Below are 26,734 nucleotides of genomic sequence, written 5' to 3' on the forward strand. Positions count from 1 at the left end.
TAGCCGACTGGGTCTTGGGGCTTTCCCGGAGCAGATTCAGAGTCTGGGCAACCTGGCCTTCAGGACAGACGGCCAGATGGATGTTGTTGCGCTGGAGCACCGCTCTGGGAACGTCCGAGCGGTTATCCTTGCGAAGCCGCTTGATCGTGACATCGCGGTTTCCGAACGCTTGCAGGAACTCGAAAGGAAATTCCCCGGGATTAAAAGGAGCCTCGGCAATCCGGGAGACAGCTTCTTCAATCTCAACGGGATTCATGCGTAAAATTCCATACGTTCGAAAACCAGATCATACACCTCATGCGCCACCTGACACCTCCAGGAAGAGGCGGACCAGAGGTGCGTTGATATAATAATTGCTCCGCCCTGAACGGTGCTTGGACAGCAGACCTTTCTCTGAGAGTTGGTCGAGATATTTCCCTGCCGTCTGACGCGCGATGTTCAGATCCGCCTGGACATACTCGATTTTTGTGTAAGGGTGTCGGAACAGGTTGTTCAGCAGCTCCTGGCTGTAAATTTTGGGCAGTTCCGTCCGCATCCGCTGCTTCATGGTGGCCATCTGCGCCCGCATGCCCTCAATCAGCTCCAGGGTGACCCTGGATGTCTCGGCCACGGCACGCAGCATATAGAGGATCCACGCTTCCCATGCGCCTTCATCCCGCACCTTCTGCAAAAGATGATAATACTCATCCTTGTGGCGGGTGATGTAGCGCGACAGGTAGAGGATCGGGATATCCAGAAGACCGGTCCGGGTCAGATACAATACATTCAGGATCCGCCCGATGCGGCCATTCCCATCGGGGAAGGGATGGATGCTCTCAAACTGATGGTGGATCAGGGCCATCTTGATGAGCGGATCCAGATCACAGAGCCCGTCATCATTCACGAACCGCTCCAGATCCGACATATGCCCGATAATCTCCCGCCCATCCTGCGGTGGCACAAAAACCACTTCCCCCGTGCGCTCGTTCTTCAGGGCTGTTCCAGGGGTATTTCGAAACCCATCCTCCCGCTTCTTGAGCATCTGGAAAATCGCGATCAGCCCCTTGTTCAGGACTAGGCCATCGGTTTCCTTCAGCTGCCGAAATCCCAGATGTAAGGCATCACGATAGAGGGCGACTTCCTTGGCCGCCACTGAGTCCGGCCCCTCGGGAAACAGATCCGCCTGAAAGAGCTCATCCTGGGTGGTGACGATATTCTCGATTTCCGAGGACGCCTTGGCTTCCTGCAAAGCCAGCGTATCAATCAGTATCCCCTGATTGGGAATGGTTGCCGCCCGCCCCTTCAACTCCGCCAAAGCCCGGTTGGCCTCGACCAGCGCCCTGAGAACCGGAACCGTTTCTATCTCCGTCTGAGGCGGTAAAGGCCGAATAGGGTAGGTTGACGTTAACATGACATCCTGACGTGGTAGCAATATGCGTTTTTTCTAACACGTCAGAATGATCCGTCAAAGAAATCCGGTTTCTTTGACATGTCACTTTCTATTTCGGCTTCATATCTCTCCACAGACTATTCCTGCTCTGACGGAACAATGATGACACAAGATTTCTGAGTTTTTTCCTGACCTGAGGCCACTTTCTGGCAAGCTGCAATCCTGTCTCTGTTGACCTCAACCAGCTGGCTGTCCTCACGTACACGTTGCCAGCCTTCAGGATTGCTGACCGCCATCATCATGGCCCCAGAGTTCCAGCGATCTTTCTCCCCAACAATAAAAGATGCCACTCGCGTCCCGACAGAAGATGGCAAGAGATACGCCAGAACAGGAGACAACCCGATCCCTGCAACCAGACAGGCCAGCCCTACCTTCAACACCCACCAGCTTTGCCGGTCCCGGGTGCGCGCCTGCCCGACAATGTCGGTCAGTTGCTGCCGCTCCACCTGAACCGCACGGATCGCGGTATGAAAGGCGGCCTGCATGTCCTGACAGACAGAAAGCCCTGCCTGGCGTACCCCCTGCCCATAGGCCTGCGGCGTCATCTTCAGCGTCGGACTGGCCTCGATCGCCTTCATGCGCGCGCCCACTTCATTCAGGGCTTTCACCAGTCTGGCCAGGTCCGGTGTGTAGTCTGGCGGCCGGTTGTCCCGCCATGCCTGGGGTAGCGCTTCCACGCTGCGCCGGAGCACCGTCATTTCGGCGCACAGATCCTCAAAAGCACGGGCTGCCGGATCCGTCTCGCTCATGATGGAACCATCCCCTCATCCAGATTCAGTTTTCCGGCATGTCCAGACGATCATCATCCTGACCAGCCTCTTGCGTTCTGGCCCTTTCCTGCTTTCCGAAAAGCAGCCGCCTTCGCCCTTCTTCCATTGCCAGGAGCGTAAGCCTGTTTGGCCGACTGTCTGAAGCCGCGTTCTGAATAGTCCGTCGCAATCTTTCCGCATTACGCGGACTACTCAGAAGATGCGCTGTCTCCTGACAAACGGCTTGTTCTTTTTCCTGCACAACATACCTCCCCCGGTAGCCTGCTCCCGATCAGGCAGCCCGTTCCAGCCCCAGATGGTCCACGAACGGATCAAAGTCCCGGTCACTGTAGAGCAGGCGATGACCGCTCACGATGCACCGGGTCGCAATCAGGGTATCAATGGTTTTCCGGATCGTAATGCCCCGACCGCGTAGATGACGGAAATACCGCGCCGCCTCGACCATCACATCGCGACCACCGATTTCAACCAGGTCCAGGGCACCCAGCATCCTCTGTGCCTGATTGAAATCCCGTTCGTTTGAGAAACCCTGCAGGACCTCGGTCATCATCAGATCGCCAATGCTGACCAGATCTTCCCCCAGCATCTGGTCAAGAAGATCAACCTGTGGGGTCGTCTTCCCCCGAAAAAAATCGATCCAGACCGATGAATCCACCAGGATCATGCGTCGGAGCGCATGGCATCAAGATCACCCTGCCAGTCGAGCTTTCCCCGCAAGGTGCGGAGTTCCCGCTGCTGCTTCAGCTTGATCAGCGTCCGCAACCCGAGTTCGACCGCTTCCTTCTTGGTTTTGACGCCAGACGCCTTCAGCGCATCTGTCATGAGGGTATCATCAATAATGATGTTGGTTCGCATGATGTGTATCTCCTTCACAAATCATACACATTAACATCACCCGTCTCAAGCAGATTACATCCCCATATCCATATCCCGCCCCCTGGAGCGCGACAGCGAGCGCGTGCGCTGCGGCTGCAATCCATGATCGAGCGTCGATCCCTTCCGGACGCCCAGTTCGTGCCCCTTGCGCCGCAGGAGGGACTCAAGCTGCGCGTCCCGCTTCAATTCCTTTAGCGCCACACCTTGCTGCTCGCGGTTCAGCCCATCCCACGCCTTCACGAACCGCGCGGCCCGCAGTTCCGGACTCTTCCGCACCTTGTCCTCGTGTTCCAGCCCCTCGACCAGCCTGCGCGCCCGTGCCGGCCCTTCCAGCCCGTACAGGGCCTGTCGGATCTCCGGCTCATGCTTCACGGCGGTTTCCAGAGCAATCACTGCCCCGGGCCTTAGCCGTTCCAGGGCCGTGCTGGCATCAAGCCATGCCTTCTTCTGGTGCTCCAGCACCGGCAGGTCCTGCTCCACCATGCGCCCGATGTCCCGCACCGCCCGCGCATACTGCTCCACCGCCTGGTGGAGCGGATCACCACCCGGCACAAACCCGCCCAGCCCGGCCGGCACCTGCGCGCGCTGCACACGCGGCAGCCGCAACCCGGCAAAGGGCGAGGCGGGAGCCTCACGCTCAACCCCACTTTTTCCCTTCCCGGCCCCGGCATCCATCCCGGCCGACACGTCTTTTTCCGCCGTCCGGCCACGCCCCCGCACGGACAGGTCCAGCCCGTCGAACATCCCGCGTTTCCGCTGCGCCGGTGCCGGATCCGGCGTACGGACAGCTTCGGCCTGCCTGTCCTTCTGGGGGCCAGAGGCAGCCTTCTCACGCTCCACCACGATCTCGCTCTCGGGGACATGCAGCCCGCGTCGTCGCGCAAACCCGGCATCCCGATCCCGGACATGCAGGTAATCCAGCGTGGTATCCTTCAGCCGCTCGCGCGACAGCCGCCGCACCAGCCCGTCCCGGTCGCCGACATCATCCCGGCCCCAATGAACGGACACGCTCTCCCGGTGGCGCGACAGCGCCACATAGGCCCCGTGCCGGTCCATGCTCCCCGTCGCCAGCACATGCGCCCGGTCCACCGTCACACCCTGCGATTTGTGGATGGTGGCGGCATAGCCATGATCCAGCGCGTCATAATCCGCCACCGACACGGACACGACCCGGCCACGCCCGGTCCCACCCGGCCCGTCGAGCTGCACCGACAGCACGAGATCCCCGGCCTCGACCGACCCCGTGATGCCCCGCACCGTGCCCAGCGTGCCGTTCTTCACTCCCAGCTCCCGGTCATTGCGCAGGAAGTAGACCTGCTCCCCGTCCGCGAACACCCGCTCGCCCTGGGCGGTCGGCACCAGCACGTCGTCACCCAGCTCACCCGCGTCCCGCCGGATCTCCCGCGCCGCCTCGTTCAGCGCCCGCACATCGACACGCCGGTGCGCCAGCATGATCTGGCTGTCCTCTGGCGCGGCCTGACGGGCTTCATCCCACCCGGCCACCATCCCGGCCCGCGCCTCTTCCAGCGTGTCATGCCCGCGCACCAGGCCGGCCGCCTCATAACGTCCCAGCGCCCTATCCGTCCGCCCGGTTGCAAGCTCTTTCGTGGCCCCCTGCTGCCAGTCTTCACGCTGCCGGCGCACCGTCGTGATTTCCACAGACCCGACCCGCTCGGCTACCGCCCGGAACGCGCCACCAGCCTCGATCGCCTGCAACTGCTCGGGATCACCCACCAGCACCACCTTGGCCCCGGCACCACGCGCGGCCGACAGCACCCGCTCCATCTGCCGTGACCCCACCATGCCGGCCTCATCCACCACCAGCACGTCCCCGCGCTCCAGCAGGTCGAACCCACGTTCCCACGCACGCTCCAGGGAGGCCAGCGTCCGGCTCTCGATCCCGGACCCGGATTCCAGCCCTTCCGCTGCAATCCCCGACAGCGCTGCCCCGCGCACCCGATACCCGGCCTCTTCCCATGCCGCGCGGGCGACACCCAGCATGGTGCTCTTCCCCGTCCCGGCATACCCGACCACCACGGACAGGTCGCGGGACTTCGTGACCTCGCCTACCGCCAGCGCCTGCTCGTCCCCAAGCCCGTCCCGCGCCATCGCCGCCCGACGCACTGCCAGCGGCACCACATGCCCCTGGGACTGCCCCATCGCGAGCGACGCTTCTTCCAGACGCTGCTCGACCCCGATCATCTCCCGTGTGGAGAACCGCTCCCGCCCATGCCCGTCTTTCCCGAGCGCGACCAGCTCCGGACACGCCGCCACCCGAACCATGACAGCACTGAACTGTTCTGCATCCGCCGTGTGCCGGTCCACGAACCGCGCCAGGTCCTGGCGGGTGAATGTGCTCTGCTGTCGCGTCAGCGCCTCCAGCGCCACATGCGGCTCGGCCAGCAACCTTTCACCATTGCGCCGCGCGATCTCCAGATGGTCGGCAACCCGTTCCGCATCCTCGCCCCGCTCTTCCCGACGCATCCCGGCCGGACCGATCTTGTTCTGCGGCTCAAGGTCGATCCCCTGTGCCGCGAAGGACCGATGATCGATCCGCACATCCAGGTCCAGCTCGGCCAGCCGTTCATTGGCAAGCGACGCCCATCGCTCCCGCCACGTCAGCAGCAGATCCCTGTCATTCCACGAACGCTCTTTCGCACCGAACCCGATGAAAGGCTGATTCTGCGCCAGCCCCAGACCTTCATGCCGCAGCTGTGCCGCAGCAATCAGTCGCGCTGTTCTTCCAGCCGCTGCAAGCGCTTCTCCAGCGTCGAGAGCTTCAGCAGGATGCCACGCTGCGTCTCCCTGATTTCCGTCAATAGACGGATCATGAGCTTGAGCGGATCGTCCTCCCCTTTCTGCTCCATCAGGTCCAGGATCCGGCGCGAAGTCGTATGCGCCCCCGCCGCCTCGTTCAGGATGCGGGATTCCGTCTCGTCTTCCATGCACAGCCTCTCCGGTTCTGACTTCGATCCGCCGCGTGGACAGCATCACATGGGCATGGGGCTTCGCCTGTCCGTCTTCGCCAATATCCCAATGCACATTGAGATCGGCCACCATGCCGCGTTCCACGAACTGCTCGCGCACAAAATCCCGTGCCAGCGCGATCCCCTGCGCCTGGGTCATTTCGCGCGGGATTGAAAACTCCACTTCACGAGCAAGCTGGGCATCCTTGCGCTTCTCGATCGCCTCGACCTCGTTCCATAAGGTCGCACGATCGAGAAACCGTTCCGGCGCGCCATCGGGCAGCAGGATCTCGGAATGCACCACGCCGCTCTTGTTGGAAAAGTCATGGTCGCGATCCAGCCGCACGTCATGCAGGCGGGACGCCGCGCGATAGGCCGCCGCCGCCACGGCGCTCCGGCCGGTGGCACGGCTGATGACCTTTGCATGCAGGTGATAGATCGCCATGGGCGCGATCCTATCACACCATTTAAGCGCACGTCACGAAGTGACGTATAAGCGCGCACTCAAATTTTACTGCACCACAATGGTTGATTGCTCTGGATGAGTGACGCGGTTCTCGCCTGTATGGTAGAGTATGGCACAGACCAGCAGGACAGGGGACCGGAAATGCGCAGGCCACGGGACATTGATGCGGAACTGAAGGCGCTTCAGGAAAAGGCGAAGCAGCTTAAGGCGCAAAGAACCATCCAGCTCGGCGAACTGGTCGAGGCGACGGGAGCCGATACCCTGTCGATCGAGGCGCTGGCCGGGGTACTGCTTGCGGCTGTCGAACAGGCGGACGGCAAACCAGAAGCCGTCGCGAGGTGGACCGAACGGGGGACAACGTTCTTTCAGGCCGGCACAAAAAAGGGCGGCCGGAAAGGAACCGGAAACGATCAGAACGGAGCTTCTGGCGCTTGAAAGACGGATCAGGAAGCAGGAAGCTCTGATCCATCGCCATCAGGCACGAAAGGCACGCACTGACATGCGCGACTGGGCGAAGGCGCGACGGGAACGCACCCATCATCTGATCGAACTGGGCGGCCTGGTCCAGAAGGCGGGACTGGTCGACCTGACCGATGATGACCGCGCCACCCTGTTCGGGGCGTTCCTGGACATTGCGGGGCAGCTTCGGGATGGGAGGAATACCGCTTCAGGCGACCTGAAAACACGCTGGAGGCGTGCGGGGCTTCATGCCTTCGACAGGGACCGGGAACATGACAGGACAACAGGCAGACGTGACCATGACTGACCACGAGACACGATCATCCGAAGCTGACACGCTGCGGGAGCTTACGACCCGGATTGTCACAGCCTATGTCAGCAGTAATACGGTTCCGGCGGAGACCCTGCCAGGCCTCATCGCAACGGTGTTTCAGGCGCTTGGCGGTCCGGGACAGGCGACGACCGGAACACCGGATCTGGTGCCGGCCATGCCTGTGAAGAAATCCGTGTTTCCAGACTACATTGTCTGCCTGGAGGACGGGAAAAAAATGAAGATGCTCAGGCGCCATCTTCGTACTGTCTATGGCATGACACCCGAGCAGTATCGGGAAAAATGGGGCCTCCCGGAAAGCTACCCGATGACCGCCCCATCCTACGCAGCCCGACGGGCTGCCCTGGCACAGGAGATCGGACTGGGGCGGACCGTCAAGGCGACACCGGCCCCTTCGGAAACATCAGGAACTGGGGTGCCGGTCACACGCCTGCCAGAGAAGGAACGCGGACGCAGGCCAAAACTGGCCTGAAGGTCCAGACCGGGAGAAACGGGACATGAAGGCATGGGCCGCCAGCCTCGGCACGGATAACCCGCTCCCCCTGCCACAACCCGGGCAATAAGGGGGACGCTCTCGCACACCGCAGGAAGGTAACGAGGCGTACATTGGTCACGGCTATCCGTCAGGTCATACCGGATCAGATCGGTGGTTACGACGAAATCCTCGGCCGCTTCGTCACTGTGCAGCGAGGGCATGGACCTGTTTTTGCTGCTCATGGTGGTCGATCTCCTTCTCGTGCAGGAAAGTGGGCAAAGAAAGGCCACAGCCACTCTTATGCGTGTACCGTCTTCCCGCGCCGTGAAGATCGTGCAGATCCCGCGTCTGTTTTCGTGGGCGCCTTACGTAAGGCGCGATTCATAATTTCACGCAGCGCATCATTCATACGTGTCTGATAGCCAGGCCCGTCCTTCTCGAAGAAAGCCACGACATCAGCGTCAAACCGCACGGTTTTCTGCACTTTACGGGGTCGATAGAAGCGCCCCCGTTCCGCATGTGACCAGTCACGAATTTCTGGGGCTTCATCATCCGTCACAATCTGATCGTCAGGCATGGCCTCCACAGCCCGTAACGCCTGAAGCAGTTCAGAGTCCATTTTCGTATGCTTTGCGCTCATGGGCAGTTGCCTTTCTTACGCTGATAATACGACCGTATTCTTCGCCATCCTCCTCGTCTTCCACGGGTTCTGTATGAACGACGAAGAGAGTTGTGATGCCCCGTATCTTCCCTATGGTTCGCCACCTGTCCCCATCTGGATGGGGATCAGGGACAGACAATGCGAGCGGATCGCCGTCGAGAACAAACCTGCCGGTTTCCAGAGGTAGCTTATGCTTCTCCCTGTTTTTTGAATCCTTTTCAGGATCCCATACCCATATGGTCACAATCCGCTCCAGTAGTTACGGAATTGTAGTTACAACAGTATGATTTTTCAAGCCCGCATTCCTCCAACGGATTAACTCAATTCCCGATGACAGGATTCTACCACTGGCTCCCAATGTTCTCTGCCGAAGCAAGAAAATCTCAGTCTTCCTGTTGAGATATCAGCCGGATCTGGGCAATCATTTCATTGGCTGTGATCTCTCCGCACTGGCGGGCATCCATGATTGCGGTGAGCGAGCGTATATCTGTGCCCGCCTTATGTAACGATAACGTAATAATTATCTGCGGGCTTCCTGTGGCCGGAAAACTCATATCCCTCCCTTCCCCTGCTTCAGCGAAACGTCCTGATCCCATCGAACATGGACATTGTCGATGACGCGCAGGGTTCTCGGGCGCTGCGGTCACCAGAAACACGTGGACACAGACCGGAACGGGCCTGATGATCCGGCCCGGGAGGAACACCATCATGGAAACAGGTCATTCCGATCGGGAAGCCGAAAAGAACGAAGCGACACGCCGGGCACTGGCCCAGGCAGATGCCGGATTGTTCATCAGTGGTGAAGCGGTGAAGGCATGGGCGGCCAGCCTCGGTACCGATCATCCCCTTCCCCTGCCTGAACCAGGGCAATAAGGCGGTCGGAGTTCCGTAGAAGGGTGAATGTGACGGCCTGTCGCAGGCCGGTGACAAGGACCGCTGCGCCTGGCGCCTGGGCAGCTGTCGGTTTTCTGGATCCTGACCCTTCGATTTCATCCTCCCAATTATGGAAAATCATTGGAAAGCCGCCATTTTCAGGGTCGTTAATCGCCCCCCCCTTTATATGTCTGGCAATGCCCTACGCCTTTCTCCAGTCCCGGCACCTCACAACGGTCGGACAGGAAAAAAAAGTCACTGGCCCACCTCCACAGCCCAGTCTGCCAGCCTTACGACAGGCCATTCCTGATCGCATCCCACGGACCACCCACCCGCACTATGGAAGCCTTCCGCCTCAGTGGTGCTGGTTTTTGTGCCCGTATGTCGCTTGCAGTCTTTCCTGCAGGTAGTCATGCCCGGTGACGGGCGGATAATGCGCATGCTCGCCGGAGCGGGTTACGATCGGCTCGACCAATGCATCCGCATCGGGATCGAGGAAGAAAGCGATCGAATACCGCTCGCCTGCAGGGCGCAATACCCGATGCGGGGTCGAGACATACACATCATTGCTCCACCGCATCAGGCAGTCACCGATATTGCAGATGAACGTGCCGGGAATCAGCGGGGCGTCCGTCCAGTCGCTATCGCGCGGACGTACCTGCAGGCCCGATACGCCATTAACCGCAAGGATCGTGACATTGCCGTAATCGGTATGGGCACCCGCCCCCGGTGCCGTGCTGGCCTGTTGCGCGGGCGGATAGCGCAGCAGGCGTAGCGTGGCCATGGGGTGCCTGAATTTATCGACAAAGAAATCCTCATCTACCCCCAGATCACGGGCAAAACCGCGATGCAGTGCCGCGCCGATATCGAGGCAGATGGCGAAATATGCCATCATGAGATCCTGCCATCCCGGGAGAGCAGGCCATGCGTCCTGGCCACCGGGCTGGTTAGGGCTGATGTTGAAGGCTTCCTTGCGGTCGGGCAGGGAAGTCGTATCAAGCCGTTCGACCCCCAGCCCCACATAGCCCCGGTTCCGGCCCACGCGGCTCATGGCCACGGCTTCCTTGGCGGCGGCGGGCTGGGCGAAGAACGTGTGCGAGGCCTCGAAGAGCTTCGCTATCGTATCGGGAGATACCCCGTGGCCGGTAATGTAGAAAAAGCCGGTCTCGCGGCAGGCCCTGCCGATGGCGCTGGCCACGGCCTCCCGCTCCGCATCGTTACCCTGGCGCAGGGGGGCAATGTCGATAACAGGAATGTCATGAGTCATGGGACTGCTCCTATTTACCTCAGGACCGGCACAAAACCGTTACAGGTCCAAAATGCATAAGAGTATTTTTTAAATCTTACATAATGAAATTTTAAATGCCTACATTCGTTATTTATATATTTTTTAGTATTTTTTGCTATTTTTTTGGTGTCGGTGAACTTGGGTCTTGTATTGATACATTTTAATTGTGTGGTATTTTAAAAAAAATAATTCATTATTACCTCAATATGTGAGTTATGCGACCTTTCTTGGTCGGCCGCCTTTGACACCATTTCGACGTGCCGCTGCGGCTTTTGCTGGCGATGCCTGTCGGCCTGCCTTTGCCGCCATGTAAGCACGGGACCCAAACAGGCCCGCCATCAGTTCCGGCACCAGTAGGTCAGCATCCAGTGCCTCCCAGTGCAGGCCGTAGCCACCCATGATTTCTACCTGGGCCAGTTGCTCTGGCGTTGCTCTCTCAAGGCCCTGAGCCTGTGAGGCAGGGAATTCAAAGCGGGTGCCATTGGACAGCTCAACGGTTACGCGCCCTGTCGTGGCATCGTACCCAGCAGCAATCGCCTGGGGCACCGTCTCGCGCCGAATGCGACCACGTTCATAAGCGGCATCCATCTGCTTTTCGATGTCATGATCGTTGCGCATCAATCGTCCTCCATGCGGCCAATAGGGCTTCGCGTTGTTCCACCGCGATCCTGAACGCTTCGCGTACGTCTGCTCGCTTCACGCCGGGGGCAATCTCCCGGATCGTTGCCTCGGTTTCCCCAAGGTTGATGATGATTTCACGGCCATCATAGAACACATGGACATGGGCCGGATCATGGTCATTTGCATAGATCATGAACCTGAAGCGGCCCACTCGGTGAACTGTTGGCATGGTCACATCCTACCACAAAACCCAACACGATGGGTATTTTTATTATGACCAGGGTAGGGGTCGGTACATAGAACGGGCACAGATATACGCTGTGTCGTCACCAACCTGCGTGGCGGGAATGCCGGATGGCTTTACGACACCCTCTACTGCGCCCGGGGACAGGTGGGAAACCTGATCAGGCTGCACAAGGGGCAACTGGCCTCAGACCGGACAGGCTGTCGCTCGTCTCGCGCAAATCAGGTCCGCCTCGTGTTGCACACCGCCGCCTACTGGCTGATGCTGACGGTGCGCGAGGCCATCCCCAGACCCCAGCCGCTCGCTACGGCCGAATTCACCACGTTACGCATGCGCCTGATCAAGGTCGCCGGCCGGGTTCGCATCGCATTCGCCGCAGCATGCCCCGAAGCCGCACTGTGCGCCGGTATCGCCCGGGGTCTGCAACCCGCCGGACCGTGACAGGCGGGGCTGTCGCCCCCGAACCCGCCCCAGCCCGCCAACTCAAGCGCCGACCAATCCTCACTCTGAAATCAGCCTCCAGGATCGCGTAGACCCCGCGCGTCCAGAATCAGGAAACCTCAAAAAGTCACAACCCGTGAATAAGACGGGCTAGTCACTGCATACCCTCTCTTGGCACTGTCTCGGCCCCGTTCTGGTACCTGACTGACACCGCATTCGGGGCTGCATTGGACCCGGCCTACTAGGGGCTCTTCATACACCATTGCACCGTTGGTGCGGGCAGCATGGAAAAGGAGCCATTAATAATGGCCCTTGGGGAAGGCCCTGCCCGCTGGGATCCCGCTGCTGAAGACAATTCGACTGGAGATGTTTTTTTGTGCCTGGTCGCATGACGGTCATCCAGCCTTTCGCGATCCGGCTGCTTCTGGCCGGCATGATCGTGAGAAAGATTCCATGCTTCAACCCGCTCCTGCTTTCCTGCATGCGGCCGACTTCAGGAACCTGCCCCTGCGCTTCTTCGCGCCACCGTCCGGGCGGCCTGATCTACCCTGGGTCGCGATCAGCGATCTTCTGGCCCTGTCACGCCTGACCAGACATCAGCAACAGGTCACACTGACCATGTTCCGTAACGGCGACTTCCAGGCGCTCTTTCGGACCGTGACACATGACGACGATATTCTGGTGGTCTGCCCGGTTCTCTATGCCCGGGAGATCTGTCATGCCTTCCAGGATGAGGGACTGATCGATGCAGACCTCAATGATTTTTTCATTCGAACGAACAAGACGGCTTTCAGGAAACAGCAGGAGAGCATGCCGGACCGTGACCTGGCATGGTTTTTCCAGGCCATGGGTGCCCATGCCGATTTTTCATGGCCTCAGACATAGCGTCACCTGACCGGCATGAAAGGGTGCCTGTGCATGGCTTCCTTTCATGCGAATTCCGTTCTTTCCCGTTCTATCGAAATCTACTCCGTATGGGCATATGCTTCACGTATCCACCGCCCTCAACCGCCGTGTGGCAACAGGCATCACCTGACGCCGAAAAAATGACATTTCTCCCTATCGTGATCCCACGCTGGTCCCCAGTCGCGCAATCGTAGGTGGTCTCATCCCCTTCATGCCTGCCGGAGCCCCGCATGACGGACCTGCTTTCCAACCTGCCCTCACGACAGCCTGCGCCCCTGACTGTCTTTCAGGCCCGACTGGACGCGCATGCCCGGCAGAACTGGCTGGACGTGTTCGCAGGTTTTTCCACGCTTCGGGCCATTACCTTTTCCAGCTCGCTGGAATTCCTGCTCGACCTTGCCGAACAGTTCGAAGACATGGAAATCATCTTCGGCGCCGAGCATATCCTGACCAAGACCCATCTGGCCCTTGTCCAGGCCAGCCAGGTTTTTGAAGCCTACGGGTTCCGGGACTGCCTGGCTGACCAGAAATCCCTTGCCCTTGTGGAAGGCCTGCGCCAGCTTCTCGGGTCACGCAGCAGCCTCTTCCTGCCGCGCCTGCATGATGGCACGCTGCGCTTCCGGCTGATGACCGGCCGCCCCAGTCATGAAAAGCTCTACCTTCTGTCCGGCCCCGATGGCCACCGGGTGGTTACGGGGTCCGCCAATCTCAGCCTGTCCGCCTTCCATGCCCGCCAGCACGAAGTGATCATCACCTTTGATGACCCAACCGCATGGCACGTGTTCGAAGACTATTACCAACGCGATTACAAACAGAGCGTGCCAGTTGAAGACGAAATCCTGATCGGCGTTTCTCCCACTGCGAAAACAGGGCAGGCAGATATCCGGACGGACCCGATCCCCTATGAGGACGTGCCCATCGTCCGGGCCATCCGGGCCGGGCTTGCGCATGTGGAACAGGGCGGCATCCCCATGCCGGACGGCTTTTCCGCCACGGCCCTGCGCATGGCACAGCGCCTGCGGCAGGAACTGGAAACCGTGCCCCTGCCCATGAACCGCAAGGGCATGGCCCTTGTCACGCCCAGAACGGTCTCGACCTTCCTGCAGGCCCGCAACAACCTGCCCGCACCGGATCGTCCGGCAGATGACATCCCACGCGCGATCCTGTCGGTCCGGACGGGCGAAGTCCATCTGAATGACCGGTTATGGCTGTCGGAAAAGGAGACCATACCAGCCGCGCAGGTCGCGCGGGATGCGCGCATGCTGGTCGCCTATATCAGCAGTTTCGCGGCGTTTTATGGCAACAGCCAGAGTGCCATGGCGTCCTACTGGGCTTTTCTGGTCTGGCTCTACATGGCTCCCTTTGCCGCTTTCCTGCGGCAGAGGGCCGTCATCAACCATATCGACCCGTGGCTCTATCCACCCTATGCCGTGCTGTATGGCCGCTCCAGCGGGGGCAAGACCCTGTTCACGCGGATCATCGCCCAGTCCATGTTCGGGATCGTCAAGAGCATCCGCTCATCGGACTTTACCGCACAACGTGCGCTGGCCCTGCGCTTCGGGCTGGGAGCCATTCCATTGCTGATCGACGATGTCACTCCTGACCGGATGGGCAAATACGTGCCGGACATGGTCCGTACCGATCATGACATGGCCGAACGCTATGCCCCGATTGTCCTGACCACCAACAAGGATGTCACCAGCATTTCCGCCGATCTCACCAAGCGGATGGTGACCTGCCATATCGATGCCTCGCTGCCCGACAGTCGTGCGCTCCAGACGGAAAGCCCCCGCCGCCTGCAAAAGGAGATCGGCACCGCCCTTTACCGCCAGTATCTGACCCTCATGCTCCCCCAGATCCGCGCCATGCGGATCGAGATGGATCAGGGTGCGGGCAAGACCATTCCGGATGCCTTCGCCATCTCCTCACGCATCCTGCTTTCCCTGCTGGAGCAGCACGTCTCTCCCCGTCCCGACTGGGCCTGTCCGCTCTCGTACCGGACCTATCAGGCAATGCGGGCCATCCAGTTCCAGCGCATCCTTGTCGAGATGATCGGAAGCCACCCTGAAAACATCATCCTGTCACGGGACAAACGTTTCATGCGGGTGCGCTTTGACGGTGACATTCGCCAGGCTGTGGCATTCGAGAAATCCGTGCCGGAATTCGTCTTCAAGGGCCGTATCGCGGATACGGTCAAGCTGGACCTGCTGGCGATGGAAGAAGAACTGGGCTTCTCACCAGTCCGCAATACCTCCCTGCTGGGGCGTGTCGTAAAAGCCTGGAAGAAATCCGGATAAGCCAACAAGGATGCCTGCATGCACGATCATCCGGTTTCAACGCTCAGACGGCCCTGATGGGACCTGGATAAGCCTGCACGAATGGATCATGGGTCAGGAGGAGCAGGCCCTCCACCGTGGCCTGGGCGACCAGGATACGGTCGAAGGGATCGCGATGGACATCGGGAAGTTGTCCGACCGCCACGGCATGCTGGCTGGTAACAGGCAGTTCCTCGTAATCGTTCTCGATGAGGCCGCGCCGCAACAGGTGCGGATCCACCTGGAAGTCTGCCCGGCCGAGCCCGGCCTTGATGGTGACTTCCCACAGACTGGCGGCACTGAACACCAGCATGTTCTCCGGATTTTCCATGAGAGCCCTGGCGTCAGCGGAGAGTTTCTCAGGTTCTCCAGCCGCCCAGAGGAGCAGATGGGTATCAAGCAGAATCCTCATGCCTGCCCATCGAACAGCGAACCGATCTCGTCCTGTCCCATGTGATCGAAATCGTCCGGCACCTGCATCCTGCCTGCAAGGAAGCCCAGGCGTTGCTTGTGCTGTTGTTCCGGAGCGGAGATAGGGCTCACCCGTACAACCGGTTTACCGGCCCTGGCGATGATAAAGCTCTCGCCTTTCATTGCAGCGTCGATCAGCCGGGACAGGTGCGTCTTGGCTTCATGGATATTAACGGTTCGCATGGGGCATCCCTTTGGCTTAGCCAAATCAACTTAGTCAGGTTAAGCTGAATGAGCAAGAAAACAGCTTTTGTCGATCTCATCAACGACAATCGTATCATCATGCCCGCCTGCTTGCGGATGGCGGCGACAGTGGTTGCTATCGAAGCAATATCTGGCAATGGAGACATGATCATGACTGATCTTTCCAATGAACTGGCTGCCAAAAGGGTTGCAATTCGCCTGGCCCGGGCCAGCACGAAACCCGCTGTCCCGGCCGATCAGGTGCTTGTGATCCTGAAAGCCGATCTGGCAAAGGTTCAGGCAGCAATTGACGCCACAACATAACCTGCAAATGCCCCTGGGGAAGGATGGGCCTACGCCAGTCCGAGGAAAAGGGCGAGCGCCCGACTGACAGACAGCATGAGGGTATCGCTGGCGATCCCGAAAGCCGGGCCAACCTTCTCGCGGTTGATGGTGGTCGGCTTGTCGATCATGACCTGTGATGGCTTACGTAGCCCATTGTGCTCATCAGGCCGGATTGTCAGGCGAAGCAGGGGAGCGTCCACAAGGGCGCTGGAGAGGGGCAGGAGGATCACGACAGCTGTCATGTCGAACCGATCAGCCTGCACCACCAATGCAGGCTGGGGTTTGCCGAGATCGCCCTGCAGGGCAACGGTTACAAAGTCGCCTCGCTTCATGCCTCCCAGCCATCCAGATCGGCGGCAGCGGCATCGAGGAAAGAGGCAATATCTGGCTCATGCGAGTCAGCCAGGGCCACCAGCATGGCCTGACGGCGGCATTCCTCGTCAAATCCCTTTGCCCGTGTATCGGGAACCCAGATTTGGACAGGGCGCAGTCCAGCCTTGCGGAGCGTGTCTCGACGCTTCTTTACGCGAATGGCAACAGGGGTCATGGTGCATCCTCCCCGTTACATGTAACACACAATGAGCGCTCAGGTTTAATGTTTCTGGTTGAGCAGGAACTCATTGTTTGAAGGCACCGCACGATCTGCACGCCAAGCCGCCAATGCGCACGTCCCGCTCAGTCATACTCAACCGGGAGAGCATGCTGGCGTCCACACCCCATAATGCCTTGAGCAGAGCCCGTTTTCATATGCTTCGCAGCTCATGGGTCCTTACCGTGTCTTATCGCTACCTTTTTCGGCCGACCGTCCTTGGCACCATTCCGGCCGCCGCCTTGGCATTACTGGCGGACGATCCCCCTGCACATCCCATTTGTGCTGCCATCCAGCTTCGGGAACCGTAGATATCGTGGATCAGGCCTTCGACCAGAACATCGGCATCAAGGCGGGGCCAGTGAAGGCCGTTACCAAGCGGGGTCATCTCGATCTTGGCCAGATCATTCAGGGAAGCGCCCTGCAAACCCTGCAACAAGTCCACTGGCACACTCATCTCAACGCCATTCGAGAGCGTGACGTGAATGGCGCGGCGTGCACGGATAAACCTTGCAGACACCACATGGGGAACAGTCGCTCTATGGAGCGCACCTGCTTCACGAACAGCCTGATAGTCCACTTTATTCATCATGTCTCTTCCCCGCCGCTTCCTATGACCGACGCCCCGGCGGTATCGGGAGAAATGGGACCTGAGGATCCAGAACAAGCCGGACCTGTCGAAATTTACTCCGTATGGGCGTAGGCTTCACGCACGGCTTCCGGCCGATTGGAAATGGCCCGCAGATAACTTTTTGCAGCGGTATCTGGCGTACGTTCCCCGCTTTCCCATCCTTTGATGGTTTCCTCTTCCAGACCATACCAGAGCGCGAACTGTCGGCGACTGAGCTTCAGACGCCGACGAATCAGGGCCACATCCACATCGGCCTTGTGATCGACATGGATCGCCCTGATCCCGGCCTTTGCAAGGTCGGAGATAACCGCCTCGATCGTGTCAGTCATGGGCAGCAGAACGATTGCATGCCCTTCCGCCTGTTCCGAGGATTGCCTGATGAGGTCTTCCACCGTCTTCTTGGCGGCCAGCATCGTCAGGCCACGCCTGGACAGCGCCATCGTGACGGCAATGGAATTGAGATCAGGCCATCCCTCACGCGTCAGGGTCAGGGCGAATCTGGCGCGTGAACCGGAACGGACGCGGGATATGGCCCGGACAGGCCCCAGTCGTGCGAATTCCGCCTTCAATGATGATTTCATCGAGATCCATTCCTTCCAGAACGGCCTGTGCGATCGTTTTCAGATTGGCGAACCCGACCCCATTGGCTGTTGCACCGTGGATGTGAGTCTTGGCCAGCTTCATGAATCCTTGGGATCGATCGATACTGAATTCAGCCATGACCATCAGAACGACACCAGGAGCCTGAATAACCAGGGTTGCGATCGGATCACTGCTCTGGTCATCGTCCATTTCGAATGACAGGTCTTCGACTGTCCACCGTGGCCTCATGCTAAATTATAGGTTCAATGAACCTATAATTCAAGCAGATCCCGCCGTCGTCCTTCCGGCAGCAGCGCCAGCCCATACAGGATATTGGCCTGGGTCATGGTCGTAATGAAGATGGTCATCATGGACTGACGGGACATCCAGGCCAGCACCGCCCCGTCAGGCCCGGAGCGCATCAGTTCGGAGAGGATGTTGGTGTCGAGAACGATCACACTCCGAAATCCACATCCCTGATGGCCTCACGGGACACGGCAGGCAGGTCTACCCCGCCCAGCCTGGCAAAACGCTGGTGGATGGCCTGACCGGCATCCACCCCCTGCGACACTTCAGCGGAAAGAGTCGAGCGCAGGATATCGCGCACCTCTTCCTCCATGGAACGCCCATGCTGTGCTGCGCGCAGACGAAGCCTGTGCTTGAGACTGTCATCGAGATTGCGGATGGTCATGACGGCCACGGGAACCTCCATTAGGCAATGACAGCATTGCAGTCATTGACTGCGCGTTCTTCAATCATCAGGTCAGGTTAGGGTATTTGAGGGAAGAGACGAAATCCCGCGCTGAAGATTACCAGTAATATTCGTGGGGGCGTCGGGTTCCGGTATACGGAAAGACCGCCTCGAGAGGATCGAGATCGCCCTTGATGATCAGGTGGGCAATATGCCTGTCATGATGACGGCCAGGGCGGATATCGTGCAGATGGCTGTACCAGTTTGGAGATTCAGAGGCATCACGTGAGCCTCCATAGCCACAGCGATCCGGCCGGTTGGCCCAGCGATGGTTCCGGCCGTGTCTACGGCTGTGATGATAGGTGCGAGACATGGGAGCTTCCCCTCCATGACGCACGGAGTGATTTCCGGGCGTACCTACATCGCCCGATCTCCCCTGTTCTGGTTGTTCATTTGCTCCTGACCACCGGCTTAAGCCTTGCCTGCAGGGTCATGGCCGCGATCATGCCGGAACGGCTCTCATGGGATGATCTGGCAAGCGCATCCAGCCGCTCCAGAACGCGGCGGGGAAGGGAGATGTTCGCCCGTTCCACCCGGTCATCGAGGACGGCCGGATCAATGGTGACAAAGCCCACTGTCCAGCCCTCATAATCCGGGTTGTTCTGGATGGCGTCGAGCGTGCTGGGAGAAGGCACAGCCTCTCCGGCATCCAGCGTGGCGTCGATCCATGCCGCAGCGGCCTCTTCCGCATTGGAAATGGCTTCATCGAGCGTGTCGCCTGCCGAAAAGCAGCCGGGGAGGTCAGGAAAGACAACGCCAAATGCCGTTGTCTCGCTGCCCCGTTCGATAACAACCGGATAGCGCATGATGATCCTCCTAGAGACCCGCCTGTTTGCGGATGGCGGCAACCAGACCGGTGCCCAGATCCTTTTTGGGATGAGGGACGACCACGATCCCTGGTCGCGATGGATGTTTGAAGACGTTGTGTGAACCGCGCACGCGATCCAGCTTCCAGCCTGCTTTTTCCAGCTCCCGGATCAGATCGGCACTCTTCATTTACACATCATACGCATGGCCTGCCCCCTGTTCAAGAAGGCAGGTAAAAGGATGTGACCAGGCCGTCAATTCCCTGCAATGCCCGTAGAGCACTCTGGGAGGCCGTACAGAGCGTAATTCCCTCTATGGCCTACCCCACTAGTCACCACGTTCGGTAACGCCTGTATGGTCATCCTGTAGCGCCTGGTGGGCATGCTGCAACATGTGAGTCGCTGAATGACCGTTTGAACTCCGTTGTGTCTTGAGCAGATTGCGGTCTTGCCCGGTTTTTCTGGCGTTGCAGGTGTCGGGCGAGCGCGGAGCGGGAGCCCCGTAGGGCGCCGAAGGTGCCGACGCAGGCGGGGAGGATGCGTTTATTGCATTGTCATATGATATTTTCACGCCGAAGGCGTGTCCGTTTAGCGCAGCCCGGAAAGGGCGAGCAGGGGGATGCCGGGTGGGAGATCGCGCGAAGCGCGATCGGGGCGGCCGTAGGCCGCGAGCCGGCGGGGGCAGAGCCCCCAAGAGGCGGTGATCAAATTTGAATTTGGAATTTTTAGGATTTGAGAAATTATCCACAGGATGAAAAACCAAAGACGGTGTTAAATATGTGTTAGATTCTGTGTTAAGGGATTCCAATGGGTCCATAAGCAGATGATTTAAAAAGATAAATTATCATAATTCCGCTGTTTTGGTATTTAAAACCCCGAATCTTGGTATTTAAAACCCCGAATCTTGGTATCTGAAACCCCGAATCTTGCTTCCGGTATTTAAAACCCCGAATCACTTGACACGGGTATCTGAAACCCCGAACGTAAGTTATGGTATCTGAAACCCCGAATCAGCCAGTTGTTTATGAGGCTCTTTTACCGGAGCGTCATCCTCAGCATGACCTGTTCATCTGCGACGTGGCAGATGCGGTACTTAAGGATGTGATGCCCCAAATGGAGCATCCGTTCTATTCCTTGTCCAAAAAACCTGAGACTTCCATTCGCCGCTATGAGCATAATGGGCAATGGCTGGAAATCACGCCAAGCGTGAAGGGTCTTGCTACAATCTACGACAAGGATATTTTGATCTACTGCATTTCACAGATCATGGCGAAGCTAAAAGCCGGGGAGAAGGTATCGCAACGGGTGCGGATCAGCAGCCGTGACTTACTTATCTTCACCAATCGCGGTACGGCAGGTAAAGACTATAAGGCCCTCATCGAAGCCCTCGACCGCCTTGAGGGAACCCGTATCCGCACCAACATTGTCACAGGCGACGAAGAACAGGTGGACGGTTTTGGCCTGATCGACGCTTCATCCATCCGCCGTAAACTCGGCCTCGACGGCCGCCTGTTGCATTGCGAAATCAAGCTGTCGGATTGGGTCTTTAACGCAATCAAGAGCAATGATGTTCTGACACTACACCGTGATTATTTCCGGCTACGCAAACCGTTGGAACGACGCGTTTATGAACTAGCCCGCAAGCATTGCGGTCAGCAAACAGCATGGAAAGTCTCTCTTGAGATTCTGTTGAAAAAATCAGGCTCTCAAAGCCCAGAAAAGCTATTCCGACAGATGATAAAAAATCTCGCAGCGAGCGATCATCTGCCAGATTACCGTGTCGAATTCGATCTCCAGAAAGACATGGTAACATTTATCAATCGCGGCACGATGAAAGCTGCCGAGCCCGCAGCAGAGGCTTGGATGGGCGCGCTCGATCCTGATATTTACGGGGATGCTCGGAACGTCGCACCAGGTTGGGATGTACACCATCTCGAAAGAGAATGGCGTATGTGGCTGGGTGATAACGAGATCGCCCCGAAGAATCCCGAGCGGCATTTCATCAAGTTCTGCGAGACGTGGTTTGCTAAGCGCGGTCAACCCTGATTGTGCAAATATACAAGCATACTTCTACGTGAAATAGGGGTCAGCGCTCTCCAAAAGGATGGCGCCCGTGCTTACGCATCAGGTCATCAATGGCTTCCCCAATCAAACCCTGAATAGTTGTATCAGTATCAAGGGCGAGTTGATGTAGTCCCTTGCTAACCGCTGGGGAAAAATATCCCACCACAGCCCGCTTACCTTCTCTCGGATTGCGCGGGCGGGCTTTCTCTACCACTGCTTGCGCTTCCGGTTCCACAACCGATGGCGCGACCGTCTTTTTGAGACCAGCAAACCGACTCATGCTGTACGTCCTTAACTTAGAAATTTGCTAACGTGTTTTTGTATCATCTTGTTTGTGTGATGGCATGTTAACTTGATCACACACCCAATTCCACAACCGTGCCACATCAGCAGCAGCCTTGCTTTCCGGCTCCGCTTCCTGCGCAGTCTGACCGGAACCAACGCTATGATGAAAAATCGCACGCTCTGACAAGACAACAGGAGCAACAGGGATGCCGAACTGCGCCACGACCGCAGCCGCCTCTCTATAAACTTGAGGCGCACGAGGAGGCCCTGCAGTAAAAATCACAAAGGCAGGCTTGCCACTGGCTCGCACAAGTTCTGCCGTTGTTCTGACAGCATCCATATCGAAAGCGCGTGGTCTACATGGAATCAATAAGAAGTCAGCGACACGGCACGCCTCACGCGCCATAATATCGGCATGAGGCGGGGTATCTATTATTGATAGCTCTGCGCCTAGTTCAGAGGCTTGCTCCAGCTTTCTTGATAACAAGGCGTGGGCTGCACAATCCACCACATCCGGGTCGGCATCCCCTCGCCACGCTTTCCATGAACTTGCAGTCGCTTGAGGGTCTGTATCGAGGATAAGAGAAACGTATCCAGCGGCACTGGCACTGGTCGCCAGGTGCAGGGCAAGCGTCGTCTTCCCAGCCCCCCCCTTCTGACTAATGATCGCGATTGTTTTCATGCCATCATGTTTCCGTGTTAACATATTAACTCATTATCATGATATTTTGATAACTCAATATCTAACTCACAAAAAACGAATAATTTAATCGAACCGAACATTTCATATATCTCCAGCCGATGTGTTGGCACTCATTTCAATGTCATCGTGTTAACATGAGAGCATGAGAGCATGAGAGCATGAGAGCATGAGAGCATGAGAGCATGAGAGCATGCTGACATCATATTTGCTCTATATACAATAGCCTAATAATGTTCTGGCTGATCCGCAATGAGAGCTGTCAAGTCCCGACCTTCATTGATCAGAGGGCAGGCGGCAGATGAGCGAGGATCTTGAGATACCGGGTCACGTGCCGCAGTTCGTCTAGCTGCTCGGTCGCAGTCAGTAACTCGCATTGTCCTGCCTGCCATAGCCCGAGCAGATACGCTGGCAGGGATTTTTCAAAAAGCAGGGCACTGATGAGAAGATTGGTCTTGGTGGCCAGACGCACGCTTTAGCTGGACTTGTCTGTTGCCAGCGTGGCGGTCACGGCCTCACCGATCAGGTCCTCCAGCGCGTCCGGCTCCATATCTGCGAACCCACTCCGGGCTTCCGCCATCGTCCTGTCGAACACACGCCAGCGCACCGCCTCCTCGATGAAGCGCGACAGGTCGCCTTTCTTCATGCCATGCTGCGCTAGGAAACCACGTACGGCGATATCGGTTTCGCGGGAGACCGAAACCGTCCAGCGGACCATATCAGTCGACATGTCGGTGCTTATACGCTTGTTATGATTTCCCTTTCGCAAAATGCATTACCCCCACATTTTCCGTGCGATATCCTGCTCCTCGGCGCCGACGGCATCGGCGTAGATGGCGGTGGTGGAGAGCTGGGCATGGCCGAGCCATTTCTGCACCATGTTGAGGGGGATGCCGCTGGAGACGGCGGCGACGCCGAAGGCATGGCGCAGGCCCTTGGGGGACGCGGCCGGGCCGGACAGGCCGGCGGCGGCCATGACCGCATGCACGGCCCGCCAGCCGGTCATGCGGGACCAGGGCCACAGCCGGGCGGCCGATCCACGGCCCCGCCGACGCTGGGCCTCGCGGATGCCATGCACTAGGTCCAGGGCCTCGAGCAGGGACGGGGGCACCGGCACGGCGCGATAGATCCCGTCCTGGCGCTTCTTGAGCGTGGCGAACACCAGCACGCCGCCGGCCAGGTCCACCCGGTCCGCCGTGAGGGCGAGGGCCTCGGACAGGCGGCAGCCCGACCAGGCCAGGGTCATGCACAGCGTGCGGGCCTCGCGCGGCGCCTGCTCGGCCGCGCGCAGGAACCGCGCCCGCTCGGCAACCGTGAGGTATTTGCGGCTCCCGTCGCGGTCGAACAGCTGCATCCCGCCGGGGGCGCCTGCCGGGGTCACCCGCTGTCCCGGTTTTGAGGTGCCGCTCATCCGGCCGTCTTGTCGCGGTAGCCCCGCCGGCGTTTGGCCCGGAGCTGGCGGGCGAGGGCGTCGAGCGCCTGCCCGGCATCATGATGCAGTTCGCAGACCTGCCGGCCGGCCGTCCCGATCCGCCCCCACTGCCGCACCAGGGCGGTGCCGACAAACAGGTCGGGCTGCAGCGACAGATGGTAGAATCGCCAGCAGTTGGCGGCCGGGTCCACGCGCACCAGCGCCGCCGTTTCGGGAAACAGCGACAGCTGGCAAGGCGGCCGGACAGGGGCCTTCGGGGCAGGTCTGGGCATGATGTCCTGAAAAGTGTAACACACTTCTCCCGACCCGGACAGGAAAACCGCCGCTGACGCGGGGCAGGCCGGCCGGTTTCAGGCCCGGCCTGTTACACTATTACCCATAGTGTATCATATCATGGGTCTACTGCCCCTTGAGACGTTATCACTCTCAATCCAATAGAGCCGACAACTTTGGGGGAAGCGAACGTCATTGCCGCTGCAGTCAATCCCGGAGCGGTTCAGTTTCTGGTTGAAAGCGCGGCTAGAAATGTTGCAGATTTTCGTTGCTTGGACTGCCGACAAATTGGCCAATTGGTAGACCAAGCGACTTTAATTTTAGCCCGAGGAGGGCGCTAACACGGAGAAAAGTTATGTCATCGTACTACGATCCGCTACTGTACAAAGGCAAGCGTTTGACCGGCGCGGCCGCTATGAACGCACGTATCAAGCGTGCTGGTAATCTCGATCAACTGATCGAAAAAGTCATGAAGAAGACGGCTGAAAACATGGCACGCGAACTCGGGTTCGCCGAGAAGAGTCCGCCGCGCTCTCCTCGTCCTGTGGGTCGCTCTCGCATCAAAGACGACTCCCGTCCTGTCGTTCATTGAAGCCCCTGAAATCCTGGACACGGCGCAAGAAGTCTTTTCTTGCGCCGTAGTTTTTAAGGTGCAGATTTTTACCAGAATTGCACCGATAGTATATCCTCCCAGGATGTCGTGAACCGTTGGGAGAGCATTGAAACCCGCAGCCAACATCCTGACTGTCCCAAGGCCAAGCCGCTCATCGAGGACATCGAGCGCCGTCATATGAGCCGCTTCGGTATTGAAGGAGGCAATTGCGTACAAGCAATGAGCCACGTCCGCTGTCGGGAAACGCATGGCGACGCTTCAATGCCTACAAAGAGGGCGTTAACAGCCCAGAGGCAGGCGGATTGAACTCTGGTGGCAGGACGAGGCCCGCATCGGGCAGAAAAACGGTCTGGTCCGGCAATGGGCGCGGCGTGGCACCCGACCACGCCAGCCTGCCGATCAACGCTATGAGAATGCCTGGCTGTTCGGCGCCATCTGCCCCGCACTCGGCAAGGCGGCAGGCCTGGTGTTGCCGTTTACCGGCACGGCCAGCATGCAACTGCATATCGAGGAAATCTCACGCTGCGTCGCACGCGGAGCGCATGCCGTCGTCCTGCTCGATCGTGCCGGCTGGCATACGACACCCAAACTCAGACTGCCGCGCAACGTCAGCCTGATCTTCCTGCCGTCCCGCGCTCCCGAACTGAACCCGGTCGAGAATATCTGGCAGTTCCTACGCGCCAACTGGCTGTCCAACACCGTGTTCAGCGGCATCGAACACATCATCGAAGCCGCATGCACCGCATGGAACAACCTCACCGCCCTGCCACAGACCATCCGATCCATCGGCCTCAGAAAATGGGCTCATATAGGTCAAAGGTGATAGCCCGTAGTATTACCGGAAAATATGGGATCGTGCGGAAATGGTTGACGACACGGCAGGCTGCGTCTCCACAACAGCGCTCCCGACGCCATGCTGTGCCTCCCCTCGGACGGAAACTGGCACGCCTCCTGTTGACGGATCCTGGAACACTTGCCGATCAGCAGACCCTGTTTGTCAGGGAACTTCTTGCAGCAGAACCCCAACTGGAAAAAACGACCATCTGGGTGAGGAAAATGCAAAATCTGCTCTGCAGGAAATCAAAAGACAACCTCAGGCTTTTACTGGAAGCCGGAAGGGATACCCTGCTCTCCCGTCTGGTTCCAGCCCTTGAACGGGATGCCGCAGCCATTCGGGCTTCTCTTGTGACATCGTGGACCACCAGCCCTGTGGAGGGACAGATCAGTCGATTGAAGATGATAAAGCGCACCATGTTCGGGAGAGCAGGCTTCGAACTCCTCAGGGCACGTATACTTCCAATCTCATAGCGCAAAAATCACCACACACTTTGCGGAAGAACCTATTTTTGAGTGCCGATTGACACTAGGACCACAGGGAGCCTGTCCACACCATCAGTTCTCAGTGAAAATCAACATTATAAGCTCTGAATTTAGCTGATTTTGATCTTATGACCAGCACCTGAAGCCTGTACAATTTTAGCACCACGATCAGCATACGCTGTCTGGCCTTCAAATCCACTAGACTGAATTTCTTTAAGGATATTCATTAGTTCTTTCTGACGATCGCTACTTTCGTCGAGAATATCTTGAACAACTCCTTTTACCTTTGTTCTAGCAGATATTTTTTTAGGATTATTTTCAATCTCTTTTAAGGTAACAGAGTCGGTTTCAGAGATATTGCTCGTCAGCCATGTCCAGAGCTTAGCACATCCAGCTTTCGCACCGGAGATGGTCAACGCTTCAATCACCTTAATAGATGCCTGTTCAGCAAGATCTTCTATATTCACAAATCACGTCTTTTTATCTGTCCGCAGAAGAACGAGATTGTAGGATATTCTGAAGATAATTTCTAGCCAGATTGGGCTGGAAAGCATCCGGCCGCTCTGAG

Annotated in this window: 40 protein-coding genes and 3 pseudogenes; 12 read left to right on the plus strand and 31 right to left on the minus strand. The window is 58.3% G+C overall.

Annotated features, from left to right (window positions below):
• The 6 genes from AC1RQ9_RS15280 to traA all read right to left on the minus strand — a co-directional run.
• Positions 1 to 256, minus strand: a 256-nt coding sequence (locus AC1RQ9_RS15280) for a type IIL restriction-modification enzyme MmeI (protein ID WP_485987645.1), incomplete at its 3' end; no start/stop codon positions are given.
• Between the two features lie 39 nt (positions 257 to 295).
• Positions 296 to 1,390: a Fic family protein gene (locus AC1RQ9_RS15285; protein WP_129551050.1), complete on the minus strand. Its 1,095-nt coding sequence runs from the start codon at positions 1,388 to 1,390 to the stop codon at positions 296 to 298.
• A gap of 116 nt (positions 1,391 to 1,506) precedes the next feature.
• Positions 1,507 to 2,178: a DUF6118 family protein gene (locus AC1RQ9_RS15290; RefSeq protein WP_485987646.1), complete on the minus strand. Its 672-nt coding sequence runs from the start codon at positions 2,176 to 2,178 to the stop codon at positions 1,507 to 1,509.
• 292 nt (positions 2,179 to 2,470) lie between these two features.
• Positions 2,471 to 2,863, minus strand: coding sequence for a type II toxin-antitoxin system VapC family toxin (gene vapC / locus AC1RQ9_RS15295; protein WP_019087316.1), 393 nt, complete (start codon positions 2,861 to 2,863; stop codon positions 2,471 to 2,473).
• Positions 2,860 to 3,054, minus strand: coding sequence for a type II toxin-antitoxin system VapB family antitoxin (locus AC1RQ9_RS15300; RefSeq protein WP_010512615.1), 195 nt, complete (start codon positions 3,052 to 3,054; stop codon positions 2,860 to 2,862). The genes vapC and AC1RQ9_RS15300 overlap by 4 nt, the downstream gene beginning before the upstream one ends.
• Positions 3,055 to 3,108: 54 nt before the next feature.
• Positions 3,109 to 6,486 (minus strand): Ti-type conjugative transfer relaxase TraA, encoded by a 3,378-nt coding sequence (gene traA, locus AC1RQ9_RS15305; protein WP_485987649.1) that lies wholly within the window; start codon positions 6,484 to 6,486, stop codon positions 3,109 to 3,111.
• 96 nt (positions 6,487 to 6,582) lie between these two features.
• On the opposite strand from traA, the gene AC1RQ9_RS15310 reads away from it, so the two are divergent.
• From AC1RQ9_RS15310 to AC1RQ9_RS15320, 3 genes are all read left to right on the plus strand, one after another.
• Positions 6,583 to 6,942, plus strand: a complete 360-nt coding sequence (locus AC1RQ9_RS15310; protein WP_485987651.1) for a conjugal transfer protein TraD — start codon at positions 6,583 to 6,585, stop codon at positions 6,940 to 6,942.
• 64 nt (positions 6,943 to 7,006) lie between these two features.
• Positions 7,007 to 7,273, plus strand: coding sequence for a conjugal transfer protein TraD (locus tag AC1RQ9_RS15315; RefSeq protein ID WP_485987653.1), 267 nt, complete (start codon positions 7,007 to 7,009; stop codon positions 7,271 to 7,273).
• Complete coding sequence (locus AC1RQ9_RS15320; protein ID WP_485987654.1) at positions 7,266 to 7,769, plus strand: Ros/MucR family transcriptional regulator; 504 nt, start codon at positions 7,266 to 7,268, stop codon at positions 7,767 to 7,769. Before AC1RQ9_RS15315 ends, AC1RQ9_RS15320 begins: the two co-directional genes overlap by 8 nt.
• 301 nt (positions 7,770 to 8,070) lie before the next feature.
• On the opposite strand, the gene AC1RQ9_RS15325 is transcribed toward AC1RQ9_RS15320, so the two are convergent.
• The 3 genes from AC1RQ9_RS15325 to AC1RQ9_RS15335 all read right to left on the minus strand — a co-directional run bounded on the left by AC1RQ9_RS15325 (position 8,071) and on the right by AC1RQ9_RS15335 (position 8,987).
• Positions 8,071 to 8,412, minus strand: a complete 342-nt coding sequence (locus AC1RQ9_RS15325; RefSeq protein ID WP_025439958.1) for a BrnA antitoxin family protein — start codon at positions 8,410 to 8,412, stop codon at positions 8,071 to 8,073.
• Positions 8,381 to 8,677: a BrnT family toxin gene (locus AC1RQ9_RS15330; protein WP_010518357.1), complete on the minus strand. Its 297-nt coding sequence runs from the start codon at positions 8,675 to 8,677 to the stop codon at positions 8,381 to 8,383. The genes AC1RQ9_RS15325 and AC1RQ9_RS15330 overlap by 32 nt, the downstream gene beginning before the upstream one ends.
• A 139-nt stretch (positions 8,678 to 8,816) precedes the next feature.
• A complete protein-coding gene (locus tag AC1RQ9_RS15335) occupies positions 8,817 to 8,987 on the minus strand; it encodes a hypothetical protein (RefSeq protein WP_485987655.1) in 171 nt (56 codons plus the stop codon).
• Between the two features lie 154 nt (positions 8,988 to 9,141).
• Between AC1RQ9_RS15335 and AC1RQ9_RS15340 the strand changes: the two genes are divergently transcribed.
• On the plus strand, positions 9,142 to 9,306 hold the full coding sequence (locus tag AC1RQ9_RS15340) for a hypothetical protein (RefSeq protein ID WP_010517622.1): 165 nt from the start codon (positions 9,142 to 9,144) through the stop codon (positions 9,304 to 9,306).
• A 355-nt stretch (positions 9,307 to 9,661) separates the two neighbouring features.
• Here AC1RQ9_RS15340 and AC1RQ9_RS15345 read toward each other — a convergent pair whose 3' ends face one another.
• The 3 genes from AC1RQ9_RS15345 to AC1RQ9_RS15355 all read right to left on the minus strand — a co-directional run bounded on the left by AC1RQ9_RS15345 (position 9,662) and on the right by AC1RQ9_RS15355 (position 11,444).
• Positions 9,662 to 10,573: an isopenicillin N synthase family dioxygenase gene (locus tag AC1RQ9_RS15345; protein ID WP_485987657.1), complete on the minus strand. Its 912-nt coding sequence runs from the start codon at positions 10,571 to 10,573 to the stop codon at positions 9,662 to 9,664.
• Positions 10,574 to 10,807: 234 nt separating this feature from the next.
• Positions 10,808 to 11,212: a DUF2442 domain-containing protein gene (locus AC1RQ9_RS15350; protein ID WP_007396285.1), complete on the minus strand. Its 405-nt coding sequence runs from the start codon at positions 11,210 to 11,212 to the stop codon at positions 10,808 to 10,810.
• Positions 11,196 to 11,444: a DUF4160 domain-containing protein gene (locus AC1RQ9_RS15355; protein ID WP_485987658.1), complete on the minus strand. Its 249-nt coding sequence runs from the start codon at positions 11,442 to 11,444 to the stop codon at positions 11,196 to 11,198. The genes AC1RQ9_RS15350 and AC1RQ9_RS15355 overlap by 17 nt, the downstream gene beginning before the upstream one ends.
• Positions 11,445 to 11,519: 75 nt before the next feature.
• Between AC1RQ9_RS15355 and AC1RQ9_RS15360 the strand changes: the two are divergent.
• From AC1RQ9_RS15360 to AC1RQ9_RS15370, 3 genes and pseudogenes are all read left to right on the plus strand, one after another.
• A pseudogene (locus tag AC1RQ9_RS15360) lies at positions 11,520 to 11,900 on the plus strand (transposase); the annotation flags it as partial.
• 312 nt (positions 11,901 to 12,212) lie between these two features.
• On the plus strand, positions 12,213 to 12,785 hold the full coding sequence (locus AC1RQ9_RS15365) for a hypothetical protein (RefSeq protein ID WP_485987660.1): 573 nt from the start codon (positions 12,213 to 12,215) through the stop codon (positions 12,783 to 12,785).
• Positions 12,786 to 13,036: 251 nt separating this feature from the next.
• On the plus strand, positions 13,037 to 15,103 hold the full coding sequence (locus AC1RQ9_RS15370) for a phospholipase D family protein (protein ID WP_485987661.1): 2,067 nt from the start codon (positions 13,037 to 13,039) through the stop codon (positions 15,101 to 15,103).
• A 43-nt stretch (positions 15,104 to 15,146) separates the two neighbouring features.
• On the opposite strand, the gene AC1RQ9_RS15375 is transcribed toward AC1RQ9_RS15370, so the two are convergent.
• Both AC1RQ9_RS15375 and AC1RQ9_RS15380 read right to left on the minus strand, forming a co-directional pair.
• Positions 15,147 to 15,533, minus strand: a complete 387-nt coding sequence (locus AC1RQ9_RS15375; protein ID WP_485987663.1) for a type II toxin-antitoxin system VapC family toxin — start codon at positions 15,531 to 15,533, stop codon at positions 15,147 to 15,149.
• The gene (locus AC1RQ9_RS15380) at positions 15,530 to 15,775 is read right to left on the minus strand and encodes a type II toxin-antitoxin system Phd/YefM family antitoxin (protein ID WP_010518373.1); all 246 of its coding nucleotides are present in this window, start codon (positions 15,773 to 15,775) and stop codon (positions 15,530 to 15,532) included. The genes AC1RQ9_RS15375 and AC1RQ9_RS15380 overlap by 4 nt, the downstream gene beginning before the upstream one ends.
• A 48-nt stretch (positions 15,776 to 15,823) precedes the next feature.
• Between AC1RQ9_RS15380 and AC1RQ9_RS15385 the strand changes: the two genes are divergently transcribed.
• Positions 15,824 to 16,099 (plus strand): hypothetical protein, encoded by a 276-nt coding sequence (locus tag AC1RQ9_RS15385; RefSeq protein WP_485987683.1) that lies wholly within the window; start codon positions 15,824 to 15,826, stop codon positions 16,097 to 16,099.
• Positions 16,100 to 16,128: 29 nt separating this feature from the next.
• Here the strand turns inward: AC1RQ9_RS15385 and AC1RQ9_RS15390 are convergent, their stop codons facing one another.
• The 10 genes from AC1RQ9_RS15390 to AC1RQ9_RS15435 form a co-directional block, all read right to left on the minus strand.
• Positions 16,129 to 16,452 (minus strand): type II toxin-antitoxin system PemK/MazF family toxin, encoded by a 324-nt coding sequence (locus AC1RQ9_RS15390; RefSeq protein WP_485987665.1) that lies wholly within the window; start codon positions 16,450 to 16,452, stop codon positions 16,129 to 16,131.
• Positions 16,449 to 16,667: an antitoxin MazE family protein gene (locus tag AC1RQ9_RS15395; protein WP_485987666.1), complete on the minus strand. Its 219-nt coding sequence runs from the start codon at positions 16,665 to 16,667 to the stop codon at positions 16,449 to 16,451. The genes AC1RQ9_RS15390 and AC1RQ9_RS15395 overlap by 4 nt, the downstream gene beginning before the upstream one ends.
• A 238-nt stretch (positions 16,668 to 16,905) precedes the next feature.
• Positions 16,906 to 17,301, minus strand: coding sequence for a DUF2442 domain-containing protein (locus tag AC1RQ9_RS15400; protein WP_485987668.1), 396 nt, complete (start codon positions 17,299 to 17,301; stop codon positions 16,906 to 16,908).
• Positions 17,302 to 17,393: 92 nt separating this feature from the next.
• Positions 17,394 to 17,921, minus strand: a complete 528-nt coding sequence (locus AC1RQ9_RS15405) for a helix-turn-helix domain-containing protein (RefSeq protein WP_232276083.1) — start codon at positions 17,919 to 17,921, stop codon at positions 17,394 to 17,396.
• Positions 17,815 to 18,132: a hypothetical protein gene (locus AC1RQ9_RS15410; RefSeq protein WP_485987670.1), complete on the minus strand. Its 318-nt coding sequence runs from the start codon at positions 18,130 to 18,132 to the stop codon at positions 17,815 to 17,817. The genes AC1RQ9_RS15405 and AC1RQ9_RS15410 overlap by 107 nt, the downstream gene beginning before the upstream one ends.
• Before the next feature lie 62 nt (positions 18,133 to 18,194).
• On the minus strand, positions 18,195 to 18,380 hold the full coding sequence (locus AC1RQ9_RS15415; RefSeq protein ID WP_485987672.1) for a PIN domain-containing protein: 186 nt from the start codon (positions 18,378 to 18,380) through the stop codon (positions 18,195 to 18,197).
• Complete coding sequence (locus AC1RQ9_RS15420) at positions 18,377 to 18,634, minus strand: FitA-like ribbon-helix-helix domain-containing protein (RefSeq protein WP_019087450.1); 258 nt, start codon at positions 18,632 to 18,634, stop codon at positions 18,377 to 18,379. Before AC1RQ9_RS15420 ends, AC1RQ9_RS15415 begins: the two co-directional genes overlap by 4 nt.
• Positions 18,635 to 18,731: 97 nt before the next feature.
• Positions 18,732 to 18,986: a hypothetical protein gene (locus tag AC1RQ9_RS15425; RefSeq protein ID WP_110532029.1), complete on the minus strand. Its 255-nt coding sequence runs from the start codon at positions 18,984 to 18,986 to the stop codon at positions 18,732 to 18,734.
• 76 nt (positions 18,987 to 19,062) lie between these two features.
• Complete coding sequence (locus AC1RQ9_RS15430; protein WP_010518062.1) at positions 19,063 to 19,479, minus strand: type II toxin-antitoxin system HicB family antitoxin; 417 nt, start codon at positions 19,477 to 19,479, stop codon at positions 19,063 to 19,065.
• 10 nt (positions 19,480 to 19,489) lie between these two features.
• On the minus strand, positions 19,490 to 19,669 hold the full coding sequence (locus AC1RQ9_RS15435) for a type II toxin-antitoxin system HicA family toxin (RefSeq protein ID WP_019087453.1): 180 nt from the start codon (positions 19,667 to 19,669) through the stop codon (positions 19,490 to 19,492).
• A gap of 800 nt (positions 19,670 to 20,469) precedes the next feature.
• Here AC1RQ9_RS15435 and AC1RQ9_RS15440 point away from each other — a divergent pair.
• Positions 20,470 to 21,525: a replication initiator protein A gene (locus tag AC1RQ9_RS15440; RefSeq protein ID WP_019092487.1), complete on the plus strand. Its 1,056-nt coding sequence runs from the start codon at positions 20,470 to 20,472 to the stop codon at positions 21,523 to 21,525.
• A gap of 40 nt (positions 21,526 to 21,565) precedes the next feature.
• Here the strand turns inward: AC1RQ9_RS15440 and AC1RQ9_RS15445 are convergent, their stop codons facing one another.
• The 6 genes from AC1RQ9_RS15445 to AC1RQ9_RS15470 all read right to left on the minus strand — a co-directional run bounded on the left by AC1RQ9_RS15445 (position 21,566) and on the right by AC1RQ9_RS15470 (position 24,232).
• Positions 21,566 to 21,823: a ribbon-helix-helix domain-containing protein gene (locus tag AC1RQ9_RS15445; RefSeq protein WP_081500038.1), complete on the minus strand. Its 258-nt coding sequence runs from the start codon at positions 21,821 to 21,823 to the stop codon at positions 21,566 to 21,568.
• Between the two features lie 27 nt (positions 21,824 to 21,850).
• Positions 21,851 to 22,510, minus strand: a complete 660-nt coding sequence (gene parA / locus AC1RQ9_RS15450) for a ParA family partition ATPase (RefSeq protein WP_010517102.1) — start codon at positions 22,508 to 22,510, stop codon at positions 21,851 to 21,853.
• A 301-nt stretch (positions 22,511 to 22,811) separates the two neighbouring features.
• A complete protein-coding gene (locus AC1RQ9_RS15455) occupies positions 22,812 to 23,000 on the minus strand; it encodes a PIN domain-containing protein (RefSeq protein WP_485987677.1) in 189 nt (62 codons plus the stop codon).
• Between the two features lie 3 nt (positions 23,001 to 23,003).
• Positions 23,004 to 23,258 carry a ribbon-helix-helix domain-containing protein gene (locus AC1RQ9_RS15460; RefSeq protein WP_010517099.1) on the minus strand — a complete coding sequence of 85 codons (255 nt, stop codon included), beginning with the start codon at positions 23,256 to 23,258 and terminating at the stop codon, positions 23,004 to 23,006.
• Between the two features lie 45 nt (positions 23,259 to 23,303).
• A complete protein-coding gene (locus AC1RQ9_RS15465) occupies positions 23,304 to 23,939 on the minus strand; it encodes a tyrosine-type recombinase/integrase (RefSeq protein WP_485987678.1) in 636 nt (211 codons plus the stop codon).
• On the minus strand, positions 23,936 to 24,232 hold the full coding sequence (locus AC1RQ9_RS15470) for a WGR domain-containing protein (RefSeq protein ID WP_485987679.1): 297 nt from the start codon (positions 24,230 to 24,232) through the stop codon (positions 23,936 to 23,938). The genes AC1RQ9_RS15465 and AC1RQ9_RS15470 overlap by 4 nt, the downstream gene beginning before the upstream one ends.
• Positions 24,233 to 24,588: 356 nt before the next feature.
• Here AC1RQ9_RS15470 and AC1RQ9_RS15475 point away from each other — a divergent pair, with 356 nt between their 5' ends.
• From AC1RQ9_RS15475 to AC1RQ9_RS15485, 3 genes and pseudogenes are all read left to right on the plus strand, one after another.
• Positions 24,589 to 24,825, plus strand: coding sequence for a hypothetical protein (locus AC1RQ9_RS15475; protein ID WP_485987680.1), 237 nt, complete (start codon positions 24,589 to 24,591; stop codon positions 24,823 to 24,825).
• A gap of 307 nt (positions 24,826 to 25,132) precedes the next feature.
• Positions 25,133 to 25,669 (plus strand): annotated as a pseudogene (locus AC1RQ9_RS15480) (IS630 family transposase); the annotation flags it as partial.
• Positions 25,663 to 26,154: pseudogene (locus AC1RQ9_RS15485) on the plus strand (transposase); the annotation flags it as partial. The pseudogenes AC1RQ9_RS15480 and AC1RQ9_RS15485, both read left to right, overlap by 7 nt.
• 122 nt (positions 26,155 to 26,276) lie before the next feature.
• On the opposite strand, the gene AC1RQ9_RS15490 reads toward AC1RQ9_RS15485, so the two are convergent.
• Positions 26,277 to 26,633, minus strand: a complete 357-nt coding sequence (locus AC1RQ9_RS15490) for a hypothetical protein (protein ID WP_485987681.1) — start codon at positions 26,631 to 26,633, stop codon at positions 26,277 to 26,279.
• Positions 26,634 to 26,734: the final 101 nt, after the last annotated feature.

The sequence above is a fragment of the Komagataeibacter ossonobensis genome, assembly GCF_057359305.1.